The sequence below is a fragment of the Amycolatopsis thailandensis genome (genome assembly GCF_002234405.1).
Taxonomy (GTDB): domain Bacteria; phylum Actinomycetota; class Actinomycetes; order Mycobacteriales; family Pseudonocardiaceae; genus Amycolatopsis; species Amycolatopsis thailandensis.
Genome location: NZ_NMQT01000073.1, coordinates 25,259 through 38,588 on the forward strand (window position 1 = coordinate 25,259; position 13,330 = coordinate 38,588).

At 69.3% G+C, this 13,330-nt stretch carries 17 protein-coding genes; 6 read left to right on the plus strand and 11 right to left on the minus strand.

Translation table 11 applies throughout. The features are described 5' to 3' along the window. Positions 1-15 precede the first annotated feature (15 nt). Together CFP71_RS20650 and CFP71_RS20655 are read right to left on the minus strand one after the other, a co-directional pair. Positions 16-672, minus strand: coding sequence for an enoyl-CoA hydratase-related protein (locus CFP71_RS20650; protein ID WP_093935510.1), 657 nt, complete (start codon positions 670-672; stop codon positions 16-18). A 2-nt stretch (positions 673-674) separates the two neighbouring features. Continuing rightward, the gene (locus tag CFP71_RS20655; RefSeq protein ID WP_093935511.1) at positions 675-1,283 is read right to left on the minus strand and encodes a TetR family transcriptional regulator; all 609 of its coding nucleotides are present in this window, start codon (positions 1,281-1,283) and stop codon (positions 675-677) included. A gap of 157 nt (positions 1,284-1,440) precedes the next feature. Here CFP71_RS20655 and CFP71_RS20660 point away from each other — a divergent pair, with 157 nt between their 5' ends. Further along, positions 1,441-1,788: a DoxX family protein gene (locus CFP71_RS20660; protein ID WP_093935512.1), complete on the plus strand. Its 348-nt coding sequence runs from the start codon at positions 1,441-1,443 to the stop codon at positions 1,786-1,788. A 2-nt stretch (positions 1,789-1,790) separates the two neighbouring features. On the opposite strand, the gene lexA is transcribed toward CFP71_RS20660, so the two are convergent. Together lexA and CFP71_RS20670 are read right to left on the minus strand one after the other, a co-directional pair. After that, positions 1,791-2,447, minus strand: coding sequence for a transcriptional repressor LexA (lexA, locus tag CFP71_RS20665; RefSeq protein ID WP_093935513.1), 657 nt, complete (start codon positions 2,445-2,447; stop codon positions 1,791-1,793). Beyond that, a complete protein-coding gene (locus CFP71_RS20670) occupies positions 2,447-2,593 on the minus strand; it encodes a hypothetical protein (protein WP_244199762.1) in 147 nt (48 codons plus the stop codon). The genes lexA and CFP71_RS20670 overlap by 1 nt, the downstream gene beginning before the upstream one ends. 118 nt (positions 2,594-2,711) lie before the next feature. On the opposite strand from CFP71_RS20670, the gene CFP71_RS20675 reads away from it, so the two are divergent. Next, entirely contained in the window at positions 2,712-3,146 is a 435-nt protein-coding gene (locus CFP71_RS20675) for a hypothetical protein (protein WP_093935514.1), read from the plus strand. A 1-nt stretch (position 3,147) separates the two neighbouring features. Here the strand turns inward: CFP71_RS20675 and CFP71_RS20680 are convergent, their stop codons facing one another. After that, entirely contained in the window at positions 3,148-3,597 is a 450-nt protein-coding gene (locus tag CFP71_RS20680) for a MarR family winged helix-turn-helix transcriptional regulator (protein ID WP_093935515.1), read from the minus strand. 53 nt (positions 3,598-3,650) lie between these two features. On the opposite strand from CFP71_RS20680, the gene CFP71_RS20685 reads away from it, so the two are divergent. Continuing rightward, complete coding sequence (locus CFP71_RS20685; protein ID WP_093935675.1) at positions 3,651-4,022, plus strand: VOC family protein; 372 nt, start codon at positions 3,651-3,653, stop codon at positions 4,020-4,022. Between the two features lie 155 nt (positions 4,023-4,177). Next, positions 4,178-5,305, plus strand: a complete 1,128-nt coding sequence (locus CFP71_RS20690; RefSeq protein WP_093935516.1) for an FAD-dependent oxidoreductase — start codon at positions 4,178-4,180, stop codon at positions 5,303-5,305. A 1-nt stretch (position 5,306) separates the two neighbouring features. Here the strand turns inward: CFP71_RS20690 and CFP71_RS20695 are convergent, their stop codons facing one another. The 3 genes from CFP71_RS20695 to CFP71_RS20705 are packed head-to-tail and all read right to left on the minus strand — an operon-like array spanning position 5,307 to position 7,939. After that, on the minus strand, positions 5,307-5,837 hold the full coding sequence (locus tag CFP71_RS20695; RefSeq protein WP_093935517.1) for a hypothetical protein: 531 nt from the start codon (positions 5,835-5,837) through the stop codon (positions 5,307-5,309). A 9-nt stretch (positions 5,838-5,846) separates the two neighbouring features. Beyond that, complete coding sequence (locus CFP71_RS20700) at positions 5,847-6,980, minus strand: C40 family peptidase (RefSeq protein ID WP_093935518.1); 1,134 nt, start codon at positions 6,978-6,980, stop codon at positions 5,847-5,849. Next, positions 6,980-7,939: a nucleoside hydrolase gene (locus tag CFP71_RS20705; protein WP_093935519.1), complete on the minus strand. Its 960-nt coding sequence runs from the start codon at positions 7,937-7,939 to the stop codon at positions 6,980-6,982. Before CFP71_RS20705 ends, CFP71_RS20700 begins: the two co-directional genes overlap by 1 nt. Before the next feature lie 53 nt (positions 7,940-7,992). Between CFP71_RS20705 and CFP71_RS20710 the strand changes: the two genes are divergently transcribed. Continuing rightward, positions 7,993-8,751: an acyltransferase gene (locus CFP71_RS20710; protein ID WP_093935520.1), complete on the plus strand. Its 759-nt coding sequence runs from the start codon at positions 7,993-7,995 to the stop codon at positions 8,749-8,751. Positions 8,752-8,909: 158 nt separating this feature from the next. Here CFP71_RS20710 and CFP71_RS20715 read toward each other — a convergent pair whose 3' ends face one another. Next, on the minus strand, positions 8,910-9,476 hold the full coding sequence (locus CFP71_RS20715) for an NADAR family protein (protein WP_208635997.1): 567 nt from the start codon (positions 9,474-9,476) through the stop codon (positions 8,910-8,912). Between the two features lie 95 nt (positions 9,477-9,571). Between CFP71_RS20715 and ilvA the strand changes: the two genes are divergently transcribed. Further along, the gene (gene ilvA / locus CFP71_RS20720; RefSeq protein ID WP_093935521.1) at positions 9,572-10,828 is read left to right on the plus strand and encodes a threonine ammonia-lyase IlvA; all 1,257 of its coding nucleotides are present in this window, start codon (positions 9,572-9,574) and stop codon (positions 10,826-10,828) included. Between the two features lie 72 nt (positions 10,829-10,900). Here the strand turns inward: ilvA and CFP71_RS20725 are convergent, their stop codons facing one another. Both CFP71_RS20725 and CFP71_RS20730 read right to left on the minus strand, forming a co-directional pair. Beyond that, positions 10,901-11,725 (minus strand): NAD(P)H-binding protein, encoded by an 825-nt coding sequence (locus CFP71_RS20725; RefSeq protein WP_093935522.1) that lies wholly within the window; start codon positions 11,723-11,725, stop codon positions 10,901-10,903. Between the two features lie 77 nt (positions 11,726-11,802). Next, complete coding sequence (locus tag CFP71_RS20730) at positions 11,803-13,230, minus strand: short-chain fatty acyl-CoA regulator family protein (protein WP_093935523.1); 1,428 nt, start codon at positions 13,228-13,230, stop codon at positions 11,803-11,805. Between the last annotated feature and the right edge of the window lie 100 nt (positions 13,231-13,330).

Genomic DNA, 13,330 nt, shown 5'->3' on the forward strand with positions numbered 1-13,330 from the left:
TCAACGATTGTGCTCTTACTTGGCGCGGAGCGCGGTGACCGCAGGGGTGAACATCGTCGTCTTGATCGCGGCCAGCGTGCCCCGGTCCTTGCCCGCCAGCGGGCGGACGAGGTCGGCCGCGTACTCCAGCAGCGCGGACTTCTCGGCGACGGCGTCCACGAGCCCCAGGTCCCGCGCGTCCGTGCCGCCGAAACGCCGTCCCGTGGTCATCGACGCGAGCGCGGCGGCGGGGGTGATCTTGCTCTGGATGAGCCCGGCCATCCCCGGCGTGAACGGGATGTTGATGTCGGCTTCGGGGAAGCAGAAGAAGCCGCGGTCGGCGCGCATCACGCGGAAGTCGTGCGCCATCGCCAGCATGGCCCCGGCGCCGAAGGCGTGCCCGTTGATCGCGGCGACCGTGTGCACGCCGAGGGTGAGCACCCGGGCCAGCAGTTCGTGGACGTCGGCGACGTACTGCGCGGCCTGGGCGGGGTTGCCGGTGAGCCATTCGAGGTCGAGTCCGTTGGAGTAGAACTTCCCGGATCCGACCGTGACCAGTACCGCGGGATCCGGATAGGCGACGACGGTGTCGAGCTGGGAATGGACGGTCTCCAGCCAGGACGGCGAGAAGCGGTTCTCGTCGTCCCCGAGGTCCAGCAGGAACACCGGGGCGTCGTGGCGAAGGGTCGGCATGGTCAGTCCTTTCGTGGGGGTGGGAGCAGGAGTATGGCGTGGACCGCGGCGGCGAGGCGGACGCGGGAGTCTTCAGGGATCGGCTCACCCGAGGTGAAGGCGCGGCGGAACAGGGCCGTCGGCAGATCGACCACGCAGGTGGTCAGTACCTCGACCGCTTGCGCGTCCCGCCGGTCCCAGAGCCGTTCGGCGAGCCTGACCAGCAGTGCGACCAGGCGTTTGTCGAGCGCCAGGAGATCTCCGGCGAGGTCTTCGGGGACCTGCGGGCCGAGCAGGTGCTCCTTCTTGACGGTGATGAGCAGACGGGCGGCCTCCGGCCTGCGGCCGGCGAAAGCGGCCGGTGCGTCCGCCGCCGCGGCGACCGCGGCGGCCGGGTCTTCGGCCTGCTCCGCCAGTTCGGTCTGAAGGTCGAGGAATCCGCTCGCCGCCCGGAGCCAGACGTGGGCCAGCAGGGCGCCGAGTGAGCCGAAAGCGTGGTAGATCGTGCCGTTCGGGACTCCCGCGGCGGTCGCGAGCGACCGGACGGTGACGCCTCGGGCGCCGCGCTCGACGACGAGGCGCTCGGCCGCGTCGAGCAGCCGGTCCAGGTCGTGCACGCGGGGGCGGGCCATGGCGCGAGAATAACAGAGCGCTTGCTCTAAAACCGGGGAACGACGCCCGCGAACGAGCTTTCCGAGGGTGTGACGTGCTTCACGCGCCGCGCTGTCACATCGGTCCGGAGGCAGGGGTCAACCCGACGAACCACCGAGACCCCAAGGAGAAACCGAAATGACCACCGCATACGTCATCGTCACCCTCTTCGGAGCGTTCATGGCCGCCTTCTCGGCCGCCTCGATCTTCTTCCGCGCCAAGTGGGTCGTGCAGCCGCTCGCCGATTACGGCGTTCCGCGCACCTGGTGGACCCCGCTCGGCGTCGCCAAGGCGGCGGGCGCGCTCGGCCTGGTCGCCGGCCTGTGGGTGCCCGCGCTCGGTGTCGCCGCCGGGATCGGCCTGGTGCTCTACTTCGCCGGTGCCGTGATCACGGTGCTCCGCGCGCACTGGCCGTCGCACGTCGCGTTCCCGCTGATGTACCTGGCGCCCGTCGCCGCTTCGCTGGTGCTCGGCTTCGTCGCCTGAAGTCAGACGCTGCGCAGCACCGAGACCACGACACCCAGCACTGCCGCACGATCCCCGTCTATGACCTCGTAGGCGGGGTTGCGCGGTTCGAGGTACACGTGACCGTCGCGGCGGCGGTACACCTTCACCGTGGCCTCTTCGTCGATCATCGCGGCGACGATCTGCCCGGAGTGCGCCTCCTGCTGTTGCTTCACCACGACGATGTCGCCGTCGCAGATCGCCGCGTCGATCATCGAGTCACCGCGCACCCGCAGCCCGAAGACGTTGCCCCGCCCGGTGAGTTCACGCGGAAGGGTCATCACGTCGTCGACGTGCTCGACGGCCGAGATCGGCGTGCCCGCGGCGATGTCACCGACGACGGGAACCGGCACGGAGTCCTCTGTGGATTCCCGGGAGGTGGTCCCGTGCAGGAAGGCGCGGACGTCGATGGGGCGGGAAATGGAGCTGCTGCGGCGGAGGAAACCCTTCTCCTCCAAGGCCGCCAGATGCTTCGACACCGAGGACGTCGAACGCAGTCCGACCGCTTCGCCGATCTCGCGCGTGCTCGGCGAGTACCCGTGCTCCACCACCCATTCGCGGATGGTCAGCAGGATCTTCTGCTGGCGCTCCGGCAGCGAAGCGGCTTCCTCGAACACGTCAAGATCGTGGTAGGCGGTCATCAACGGAATGGTAGTTCGTGCAGGCCGCCGCGATCGCGGCCGGTGGCCCTCGACCGGACGTGCACGTGAGTCAGGACGACCAAGGGACTGGTCTCGCTCAGGAAGCTCTGCTCCACCAGATCGAAGACCTCCCAGGTGGCGCTCATGGCGGCGAAGAAGCGTTCCATGTCTTCGTGGCCGCGCCAGTGAAGATCGGCCGGATGGCCGCCCGCCCGGGCCGAAAGTCCGATTCCTCGAACGCCTCCGCGAGGTTGACTCGAAGGTATGAACACGAAGATCACCGCCGCCGTCCTCGCCGCCGCGACGGCCACCGTCGCCCTGTCCGGATGCGGCCTCAGGGAAGGCTTGACCGAAAAGGCCAACGGGCACGTCAAGACGGTCGGCTACACGACCGGCGCGGCGGGCAAACGCGACAAGGACGCCCGGCTGCCGGAGTGGGTGCCGGACCGGGCGCGAGCGGTCACGGAGGTCATCCGGACGACGGGTTCCGAGCGGATCCTGCGGTTCACCGGCGGGACGCTGCCCGCCGACTGCGCCCCGGGGGCGGCCTCGACCCAGCCGGCCACGCTCGCGGCCCAGTGGTGGCCGCAGGGGCAGGAGAGCCGGACGGACAAGGTCTGCGGTGACTGGCACGTGCTCGTTCAAGGTGACGACGTGTTCGCGTTCAAGCCGGAGACGCTGGTGAGCACGAGGTCTTGAGTCACTCGTGCGGGGACAGCGCGTCGACGCACGCGGCGAGGTCGTGCAGCAGTCTGTCCCGCTGGGCCGCGGCAAGCGGTTCGAGCATCCGTTTCTCCACCTCGCGCACGAGACCGCTGGCGGCGCGGAGCTGAGCGCGCCCGGCGGGGGTGAGCGTGCTGGGCAGGGCGCGGCCTTGCGGCGCCGTCGTCGGACGGGTGACCAGCCCGCGGTCCTGTAATCCGCGCAGCACCAGGTTCATCGACTGCCGGGTGACGAACACGGCCCGCGCCAGTTCCGCGTTGGACAGCCCCGGCCGCTGTGACAGCACTTCGAGGCAGGAGTACTGCGGCACCGTGAGGTCGAGGGGGCGCAATGCGGCGTCCATAGCCGTGCGAAGCGCCGTCGCCGCTCGTTTCAGCAGGTACCCCACCGACTGGTCCAGCGGGCCGACCGTCTCGCCTTGACTCATGTCAGCATCATGACATATCTTAGCCATGTCAACACCCTGACATGGAGGACGACATGACCGTGACCGGACCCGATTTCTTCTCACTGCAAGTACGCGACCTCGACCGCGCCGCCGCGTTCTACGAGACCCACCTCGGACTGAGCAGACTGCCCGTCGCGCCGCCCCACGCGGTCGTGTTCGGCACCAAGACGATCCCGTTCGCGGTGCGGGAACCCGTGCCAGGCACCGACCTCGACGCCATCTCCCCGCGGCCGGGGTCGGGCGTGGCGCTGTGGCTGCACGCCGACGACACCCAGGCGCTGCACGACAGGCTGGTCGACGCGGGCGTCACCATCCTGACGGAGCCGTTCGACGGGCCGTTCGGCCGCACGTTCGCCTTCGCCGACCCGGACGGCTACGCGATCACCGTGCACGACAAGGCCTGAGCTCACCTGCCGGAGTCGCGAGTCGGAGGAGCCCGCGGGGCCCTTCTTCGGCTGACAGGGCGTGCCAGGCCGGTGCCAGCGTCGTGTGCGTGACCTGCCAGCGGATCGCGACAGTCTCTGGAATGTCATTCCAGTCGCGAATCCGAGGAGTCACCATGAACACCCCCGTCACGATCATCGGCGCCGGTCTCGGCGGCCTCACCCTGGCCCGCGTCCTGCACGTCCACGGCATCCCGTCGGAGGTCTACGAGGCGGAAGCGTCCCCGACCGCGCGGCTGCAGGGCGGGATGCTCGACATCCACGACTACAACGGTCAGCTCGCCCTCGCCGCGGCGGGACTGATGGACGAGTTCCGCGGCATCGTCCTGGAGGGCCGTCAGGCGCTGCGGGTCCTCAACGTCGACGGGACCGTCCTGTTCGAGCGTGAGGACGACGGCACGGGCGGCCGTCCCGAGGCGCAGCGCGGCGACCTGCGGAAGATGCTGCTCGACTCGCTCCCCGAGGGCACCGTCCGCTGGGGGCACAAGGTCGCCGGCGTCCGGACGCTCGACGACGGCCGTCACGAGGTGACGTTCGAAAACGGCACCCTCGTCGTCGCCGGGCTCCTGGTCGGCGCGGACGGCGCGTGGTCGCGCGTCCGGCCGCTGCTCACCGGCGCCGTCCCCGAGTACAGCGGCACGTCGATCGTCGAGACCTATCTGTACGACGCCGACACCCGGCACGCCGCCGTGGCGGAAACGGTCGGCGGCGGGTCGATGTTCGGGAACGGGAGCACGCCGGGCATGGGGATCAACGCCCACCGGGAAACCGGCGACACCTTGCACGCCTACGTGGAGCTCGTCCGGCCGCTGGAGTGGTTCGACGCCATCGACTTCTCCGACGCCGAGGCGGCCAAGGCGCGGATCGCCGCCGAGTTCGAGGGCTGGTCGCCCGAGCTCACCGCGCTGATCACCGACAGCGACATCGCGCCGATCCACCGTCCCGCCTACGCCCTGCCGTCCGGGCTGCGGTGGGATCGCGTCCCGGGCGTGACCCTGCTCGGCGACGCCGCCCATCTCGCGCTGGCGAACGGGGAAGGCGCCAACCTGGCCATGCTCGACGGCGCCGAGCTCGGCAAGGCCCTCGCGGCGCGTCCCGGCGACGTCGAGGCCGCGCTCGGCGAGTACGAGCAGGCCATGTACGTCCGGTGCGAAACGCCCATCGAAGAGGACTTCCTGCTCGAAAGCATCTTCGGTGACGAGATCCCTCAGCAGCTGCTCGACATTTTCGAGCGGCGGGACTGAGTCAGGCCCAGCCGAGCTTTTCGTAGAACGGGGTGATCCACGCCCGGAACCGCTCCCCGTGGATCTCTTGGGCGGCGGCGATCAGGGCGTCCGGGTCCTCGGCCGGTGTCAGGCCGCGTTCCCGGAGCCACTCGGCGAACATCTCGTGCGAGCCGCTGTGGTCGTCGTCTTCCTCGCGGTAGTAGTAGGCGGAGTCGTGGTCGACCGTGATCTCGGTGTCGAATCCCAGCAGCCGCAGGAAATCCCGGAAATCGCGGGCGACGACGTGCTCACCGCCCTCGTCGCCGAAGACCACGATCGGCAGCAGGGCGAGGTCCGTCTCGTCATCGGCTCGCCAGATCGCGTAGGTCGAGCCGCTCCCGTTCGCCTGGGCGAAGGGAATCACCCGCGAAAGGAACGCGGGGTCGTCCAGCTCCTGGGGGAAGCTGTTCTTGCGGTCGTAGTCGTGCAGCTCGAAGCCGTCGGCGAGGTAGTCGCGGGTCGAGTCGTAAAGGTCCTTCAGTTCGTTCAGGACCGGGATCGGTGAATACACGCGGTCACTCTAGGCGGATCCGGCCGTCGGACGGCCCGCTCCGGCGTAATCGTCGCCCTGCTTCCGGTAGGTGTGCACCTGCACCGCCTGTCCGGTCTGCGGGGCGTCGATCATCTGCTGGTTCCCGATGTACAGCCCGACGTGGTGGATCTTCGTGTTCGGCTCGCCGTAGAAGATCAGGTCGCCCAGCTGGGGATCGACCACCTTGCTGACGCTGTGGTACTGCGTGTGGGCGGTGCGCATGAGCTTCACCCCGGCGCTCGCGTACGCGGCCGTCGTCAGGCCGGAGCAGTCGAAACCGGGGTCGCCGCCGCCGGTGCCGTTGCCGCCCCAGACGTACGGCAGGCCGATCTTGTCGATGGCGAAGTTGACCGCGCTCAGCGCCGCCGCGTTCGGCGGCTGCGTGCTCTGGCCGACGGTGCCGTAGACGTTCACGGTGGCGAGGGTGCGGTGCATCAGCAGCGGCGCGGGCTGCAAGGTGCTCACCGCGCTCCACCACGTCTGGCCCTGGCCGAGGTCGCGCCCGCCCGCGCACAGGGCGCGGCCGGCGGTCAGCGTGGCGTCGTCGATGTTCTGCGGATTCGGTTTCCCGCCGCTCGCCGAGGCCTGGAACTGGCTCCACACCGACGGCGTCAGCTGAAGCGGTCCGCTGGCGTTCGCGGACGAGACGACCTTGTTGTAGAAGTCGCGGACCTCGACCGCGCCGAGCGGGACGGTCATCACGCCGTCGTCCTTCAGGCTCGAACCGGTGGCGCGGCCGTGATCCGAGCCGATCTTCCCGAGGGCCGCCAGCGTCACCCAGGACAGCCTGCAGCCCGGCGTCTCCTTGCTCAGCGTCACGGTGGTCTTCGCGTAGCCGGTCATCGCGCGCAGCGGGATGTCGAGCCAGCCACTGGTCTTCGACACCCAGGCGTCGAACTCCTGCCCCATCTGCTGCGGGACCTTCGGCTGTTCCTTCGGCATCTCCGCGGGGGCGGACGACGTCGGCGGAGCGGGCGGGGCAGACGCCGGCGCGGCGACGGCCTCCGGCTTCGGCCCTTCCTTCGGCGCGAAGGTGACCGCGGCGATCAAAGCGGCGCCCGCGACGACCACCGCGGCGATGATCACCGGAAGTCTGCGGCGGCGGGAGGTTCCCTGCTCCATCACCGGCCTCCGGTGAGCCGGCCGAGGACGAACTCGCGGAAGGCGTCGACGTCGGTGGTCAGCGCGACGTCGATGGTGCGGCCGGGCACGGCCTGCGGATCGGTGCTTCGCAGCCTTCGCCGGTCTACGAGCGTCGCCCCGCGCGCGGGGCCGAAGCCGCACTCGACGTCCACGGGGTACGACTCGGTGTGGAGGATGCCCGGCCGGATCGCTTCGGCCACCGCGACCGCGTCGTGCATGACCATCCCGGGGATGCCGAGGATCGGGGTGTAGTGCCGGACGTAGGTCGGGGTCAGCGCTTCGAGCGCCGCGCCGAGCGGGCCGGACGCGGCGAGTTTGCCGAGCCAATCCGTGTCGACCGAACACTGGTGCGTGATGTCGAGCGGGACCAGCACGGTCGGGATGTCCCCGTCGACCAGCACCCGGCGCGCGGCCTCGGGGTCGCTCCAGATGTTGAACTCGGCGGCCGTGGTGGAGTTCCCTTTGGTCACCCCGCCGCCCATGATGACGATCCGGCCGATCTTCTCGCGGATCTCCGGATGCGCCGCCAGCAGCAGCGCGATGTTCGTGAGCGGGCCGATCGGGGCGATGGTCACCGGCTCGTCGGCGGCCTCCAGCAGATCCACCAGGAGGCGGACGGCGCCGCGTCCGTCGAGCGGGCGCTTCGCCTCCGGCAGCGTGCCGGCGTGGCCGGACAGCCCGTCCTCGCCGTGGACGAACCCGGCGGGCTTGGCGTTGTCGTAGACCAGCGGCCGCGAGGCACCGGCGGCGACGGGGACGTCTTCGCGGCCGAAGAGCTGAAGCAGGCGGCGCGCGTTGGCCGTGGTGTGGCTCAGCGGGACGTTGCCGAACACCGTGGTCACACCGAGCAGGTCCACGTCCTCGGATTGCGTGGCCAGCGCCAGCGCGAAGGCGTCGTCGACCCCCGGGTCGGTGTCGATGATCAGCTTGGTGCCCATGCGCTTGCTCCCCTTTGCGGTCGGCGGCCTGATCACAGGTTACGGTCACCGGTATGACGTCCATGTGGGGTGCGCCCGCGCTGACGCGGCTCCGTGCCTGGGGCCAGGCCCGCCGTGATCCGCGGCAGGCGAAGTTCCTGACCAAGGATTCGCTGCGCTGGGTGCTGCGGAACCGCGCGTACACGCCTTGGTACCTGGTCCGGTACTGGCGGCTGCTGAAGTTCCGGATCGCGAACCCGCACATCATCCTGCGGGGGATGGTCTTCCTCGGCAAGGACGTCGAGATCCACTGCCGTCCCGGCTACGGACGGCTGGAGATCGGCCGCTGGGTCCACATCGGCGACGGCAACGCCATCCGCTGTCACGAGGGTTCGCTGCGCATCGGCGACAAGGCGGTGTTCGGCCGCCAGAACGTGCTCAACGGCTACCTCGACATCGAGCTCGGCGCGGCCACGCTCGTCGCGGACTGGGTGTACATCTGCGACTTCGACCACGTCACCACCGACATCACCGTCCCGATCAAGGACCAAGGCATCGTGAAGTCGCCGGTCCGGATCGGGCCGGACACCTGGATCGGCACCAAGGTCTCCGTGCTCAAGGGCACCCGGGTCGGCCGCGGCTGCGTCCTCGGCGCGCACGCCGTGGTGCGGGGCGACATCCCGGACTACTCGATCGCCGTCGGTTCGCCGGCGCGCGTCGTCCGGAACCGGCAGGACGACTACGCGGCCGACGCCGCCCGCCGCGAGGCTGTCGCGGACATGGCGCGTAAGGCGAACAAGGCACTCCAGAAAACCCTGGGCGTGGACTCGTAACTCGCGTGCTTGAACACGTGACTCGCGTGCTTGAAGACGGAACTCGCGTGTTCAGAGACGGATCTCGCGTGTTCCGCCTTCAAGCACGTGAGATCCGCCTCCAAACACGCGAGTGCGGTTTCTGAGCACGCGAGTCACGTGTTCGTGCACACCGGGAACTAGTCGCGCAGCTGCTCGCGGACCTCCATGAGCGCGAAGCCCAGGAGGTTCTGCCCGCGCCAGTAGTCGGGGCGGGTGGCGTTCTTGTCGTCGCGGGCGACGCCGCTGCCCCAGACCAGGTCCATCTTGGACGCCTCGACGATCACCTTGTCGCCGGTGCCCAGCAGGAACTCCCGCTCCTCGTCGTGCTGGCGGAACTTCTCCAGGTTGCCGTCGATCACGATGTCGAAGCGGTGCCGCTCCCACACCTCGGCGTCGAAGCCGGAGACCTCGCGGCCGAGGATCTTGGCGGTCTTGGGGTCCGGCGCCTGACGGATGGCCGCCGCGGCTTCGTGATCGCCGAACAGTTCCGCCTTGCTCGCCATCATGTAGTGCTCGGCCGTCGGGTACCGCTCGCCGTCCGCGACGAACGGCGCGAGCCACCACTGGCTCAGGCAGGCCGCGTTGACCCGGCCACTCTTGAGCGGCGTGTGGCCGTAGAAGAGCTGGTACTCGGGCTCCGCGCCGCTGTGGACCAGCTCGCGCAACGCATCGAGACTCCGGACTCCGTCGACCTTGCTCACCATGGCGACCAGTGGACCACAGACCACCGACAACCTCGTGAACCACCCACTGGACCACTCTCCGCCGTGGTCCGAGGCGGTCAGTACATTCAGCATTCGTGCAAGGGATCGAAACGGTGAGCGCCCGAACGGTCGAAGAGGCCGCCAAGCGATTGGCCGGGGTGGTGACCCGCACGCCGCTCGAACCGAACGAGCGGCTCTCGGCGCGGGTCGACGCCCGGGTCTGGCTCAAACGCGAAGACCTCCAGACCGTGCGCTCGTACAAGATCCGCGGTGCCTACAACTTCATCGTCCAGCTCGACGCGGAGCACCGGGAGCGCGGCGTCGTCTGCGCGAGCGCGGGCAACCACGCGCAGGGTGTCGCGTACGCGTGCCGACGTCTCGGCGCGGACGGCCGCGTCTACGTCCCGGGCACGACTCCCCGGCAGAAGCGCGAGCGGATCGCGACGCTGGGCGGTTCGCACATCGAGGTCATCGTCGTCGGCGAGACCTACGAAGACGCCTTCACCGCCGCGAAGCAGGACGCGGAGAGGACCGGCGCGACGCTGGTCCCCGCGTTCGACGCGCCGGAGACGGTCGCCGGGCAGGGGACGGTCGCGATGGAGGTCGTCGCGCAGCTCGGGTTCGTCCCGGACGTCATGGTGGTGCCGGTCGGCGGGGGCGGCCTGCTCGCGGGGATCGCCGCGTGGGCCGCGGAACGGGCGCCGGAGATGCGGATCGTCGGGGTCGAACCGGCGGGCGCGGCCTGCATGGCGGCCGCGCTGGCGGCCGGTGAGCCGGTGCGGCTCGAAGCCGTCGACACGTTCGTGGACGGCGCCGCTGTCGCGCTGGCCGGATCGGTCACGTATCCGCTGGTTCGCGACGGCGGTGTCGAACTCACCGACGTCGCCGAGGGCGCGATCTGCACGGAGATGCTCTCGATGTACCAGTCCGACGGCGTGATCGCCGAACCCGCCGGCGCGCTCGCGACCGCCGCGCTGGGCAAGACGGTGAAGATCGACCCCGGGCAGATCGTGGTGTGCGTCGTCTCCGGCGGCAACAACGACGTCAGCCGCTACGGCGAAGTGCTCGAACGGTCGCTGATCCACGAAGGACTGAAGCACTACTTCCTGGTGGGGTTCCCGCAGGAGCCCGGCGCGCTGCGGCGATTCCTCGACGAGGTCCTCGGACCGGACGACGACATCACGCGGTTCGAGTACGTGAAGCGCAACAGCCGGGAGACGGGCCCGGCGCTGATCGGCGTCGAACTCGCGCGCCCCGGCGACCTCGAAGGACTGCTGCATCGGCTGGAGGCGAGCCCGTTGCAGGTGGAACGGGTGGAGCCGGGCAGCCCGCTGTTCCACTTCCTGGTGTGACCCGCCCGCGTTTCGTCCTCTGGATGCTGTCCTTGAACGCGCAAGTACCGCATCCAGAGGACGAAACGCGATCTAGCGGAAAGCGGCGAGGTGGGTCCGGGCCCAGGTCGCGAACGGCCGCGGCTCCCGGCCGGTGAGGTCCTGGACGGCACCCGTGACCGCGGAATCGTCGAACTCGCCCTCGGCGAAGAAGCGGAAGAAGGCGTCGACGTACTTCTCCGGCATTTCCGCGCTCATCGTCGTCCGGGCCTCGTTGTCCGGCAACGGTTCCAGCCGTAGTTCCCGGCCGAGCAGTTCGCTCAGCACGCGGAGCCGGTCGGCGGGCCGGAGCGAACCCGGACCGGTGATGGCGTACGCCCGGCCCTCGTGTCCCGGCGTGGTCAGGGATTCGGCGGCGACGGCGGCGATGTCGTACGGATCGATCGTCGCCACCGGCACGTTCGCGAACGGCTCGCGGACGACGTCCCCGGCCCGCAGCTGCGGGATCCATTGCAGCGTGTTGGACATGAACCCGCTCGGCCGCAGGAAGGTCCAAGCCAGCTTCGACGCGCGCACCGCCGCCTCGGCCGCCATGTGCGTTCCGGCGACGGCGTTGTCCGGCTGCCCGCCGACGACCGAACGCGACGACAGCAGTGTCACCTGCTCGACGCCCGCGCCGCGCATCACCGCGAGCGCGCCGGGCATGTCGTCGTAGCCGCCGAGCAGGAAGACCGCCCGGACGCCTTCCAGCGCGGTCTTCAGGCTCGTCGGTTCGTTGAGATCGCCTATCACTCCTTCGACGCCGTCGGGCAGCGGCCGCGGCGTGCGGACCAGCGCTCTGACGGAATGTCCGCCGTTCGCCAGGATTCCGGTCAGTTCCGAGCCGACGTTCCCGCCTGCCCCGGTCACCAAGATCATGCAGTTCTCCCCAGTGCGGTGGCCGCCGTCACACCGGTGGCCGTCGTCGGCAACCCTGCCAGGGAGATCAAGACGGCTCAAGGCGCCTTCGGCACCGCCGGGTACGGGACGAAGGTGCTCGTGTTCTCGTCGACGGTCAGCTGCTTGCCGATCGTGGGGAACGCGCGCTGTGAACAGGCCGGACGTTCGCAGACTTTGCAACCCATGCCGATCGGGGTGGCCGCGGCGCGATCGTCGAGGTCGAGCCCGGTCGAATAGATCAGCCGTTTCGCGTGCCGGAGTTCGCAGCCGAGGCCGACGGTGAACGTCTTGCCGGGGCTGCCGTAGCCGCCGATGTTGCGCGAGACGGTCCGCGCGATCCAGAAGTAGCTCTTGCCGTCGGGCAGGGTCGCGATCTGGGTGAGGATCTTGCCCGGCTGGGTGAACGCTTCGTAGATGTTCCACAGTGGACACGCGCCGCCGACGCGGGAGAAGTGGAAACCGGCCGCGGACTGGCGTTTCGACATGTTCCCGGCCCGGTCGACGCGCACGAACGAGAACGGCACCCCGCGGTTCTTCGGCCGTTGCAACGTCGAGAGCCGGTGGCAGACCGTCTCGAAGCCGACGCCGAAGTGGTCGCACAGCCGCTCGATGTCGTAGCGGAAGCGTTCCGCGCAGGCCACGAACGGTCCGTAGGGGAGGATCAGCGCGCCCGCGAAGTAGTTCGCGAGCCCGACGCGGGCCAGTGACCGCGCGGCGGGCCCGGAGAACGCCCAGGAGTCGGCGAGTTCGGTGATCAGGTCGTCGTATTCGAGCAGGGCGATCTGTGAGGCCATCCGGAACGCCTGCTGCCCGACGCGCAGGCTCGGCGCCAGCCGCAGCACCCGCGGCCCCGGCTCGTACCGGTGCTGCTGGCCGTTGGCCTCGTCGATGCCTTCGTTCGTGACGTCGACGCCGTAGCGCTGGATCAGTGTCTCCTTCAGCGACGCGAGCACCTGACCGCGGTGCAGCGGGATGTCCCGCGCCATCCGTTCGGCGCGTTCGTCCAGCTCGGCGACGTAGTTCTCCCGCTCGTAGAAGAAGTCGCGGACCTCTTCGTGCGGCAGCGCGGTGGCGGCGCTGCCGTGCAGGCCGAGGCCGTTCTCCATGGTCAGCGCGGCGGTGTTCTCGACGGCGTTGCGGTAGCTGCGATGCAGTTTGACCAGGGCCTGGGCGATCGTCGGGAGGTTCGTGGCGAGGTCGTTGAGCTCGCTGTTCGTGACGTCCACGCCGAGCACCTCGTCGAGCAGCGCTTCCTTCACATCGGCCACCAGCCGCGCGGTGTCGTTGTTCGCGAAGAACTCGGTGTCCACTCCGAACGCCTGCGTGATGCGAAGAAGCACCGGGACGGTCAGCGGACGCGAGTTGTGCTCGATCTGATTGAGGTAACTGGGTGAGATCTCCAGCACACGAGCGAGATCAGCCTGGCTCATGGACCGGCTTTCACGCAGATGCCGCAGCTTCGCTCCGGCGAAGGTTTTGTCCACTGAGGCCTCTCTGTCCGCAAGGTTTCCGGGCCTGAACGATTCAGTGAACGGTCAAGCCCGTGGATTTTCGCTCCGCTTGCGAACGCGAGATTCGCAACCT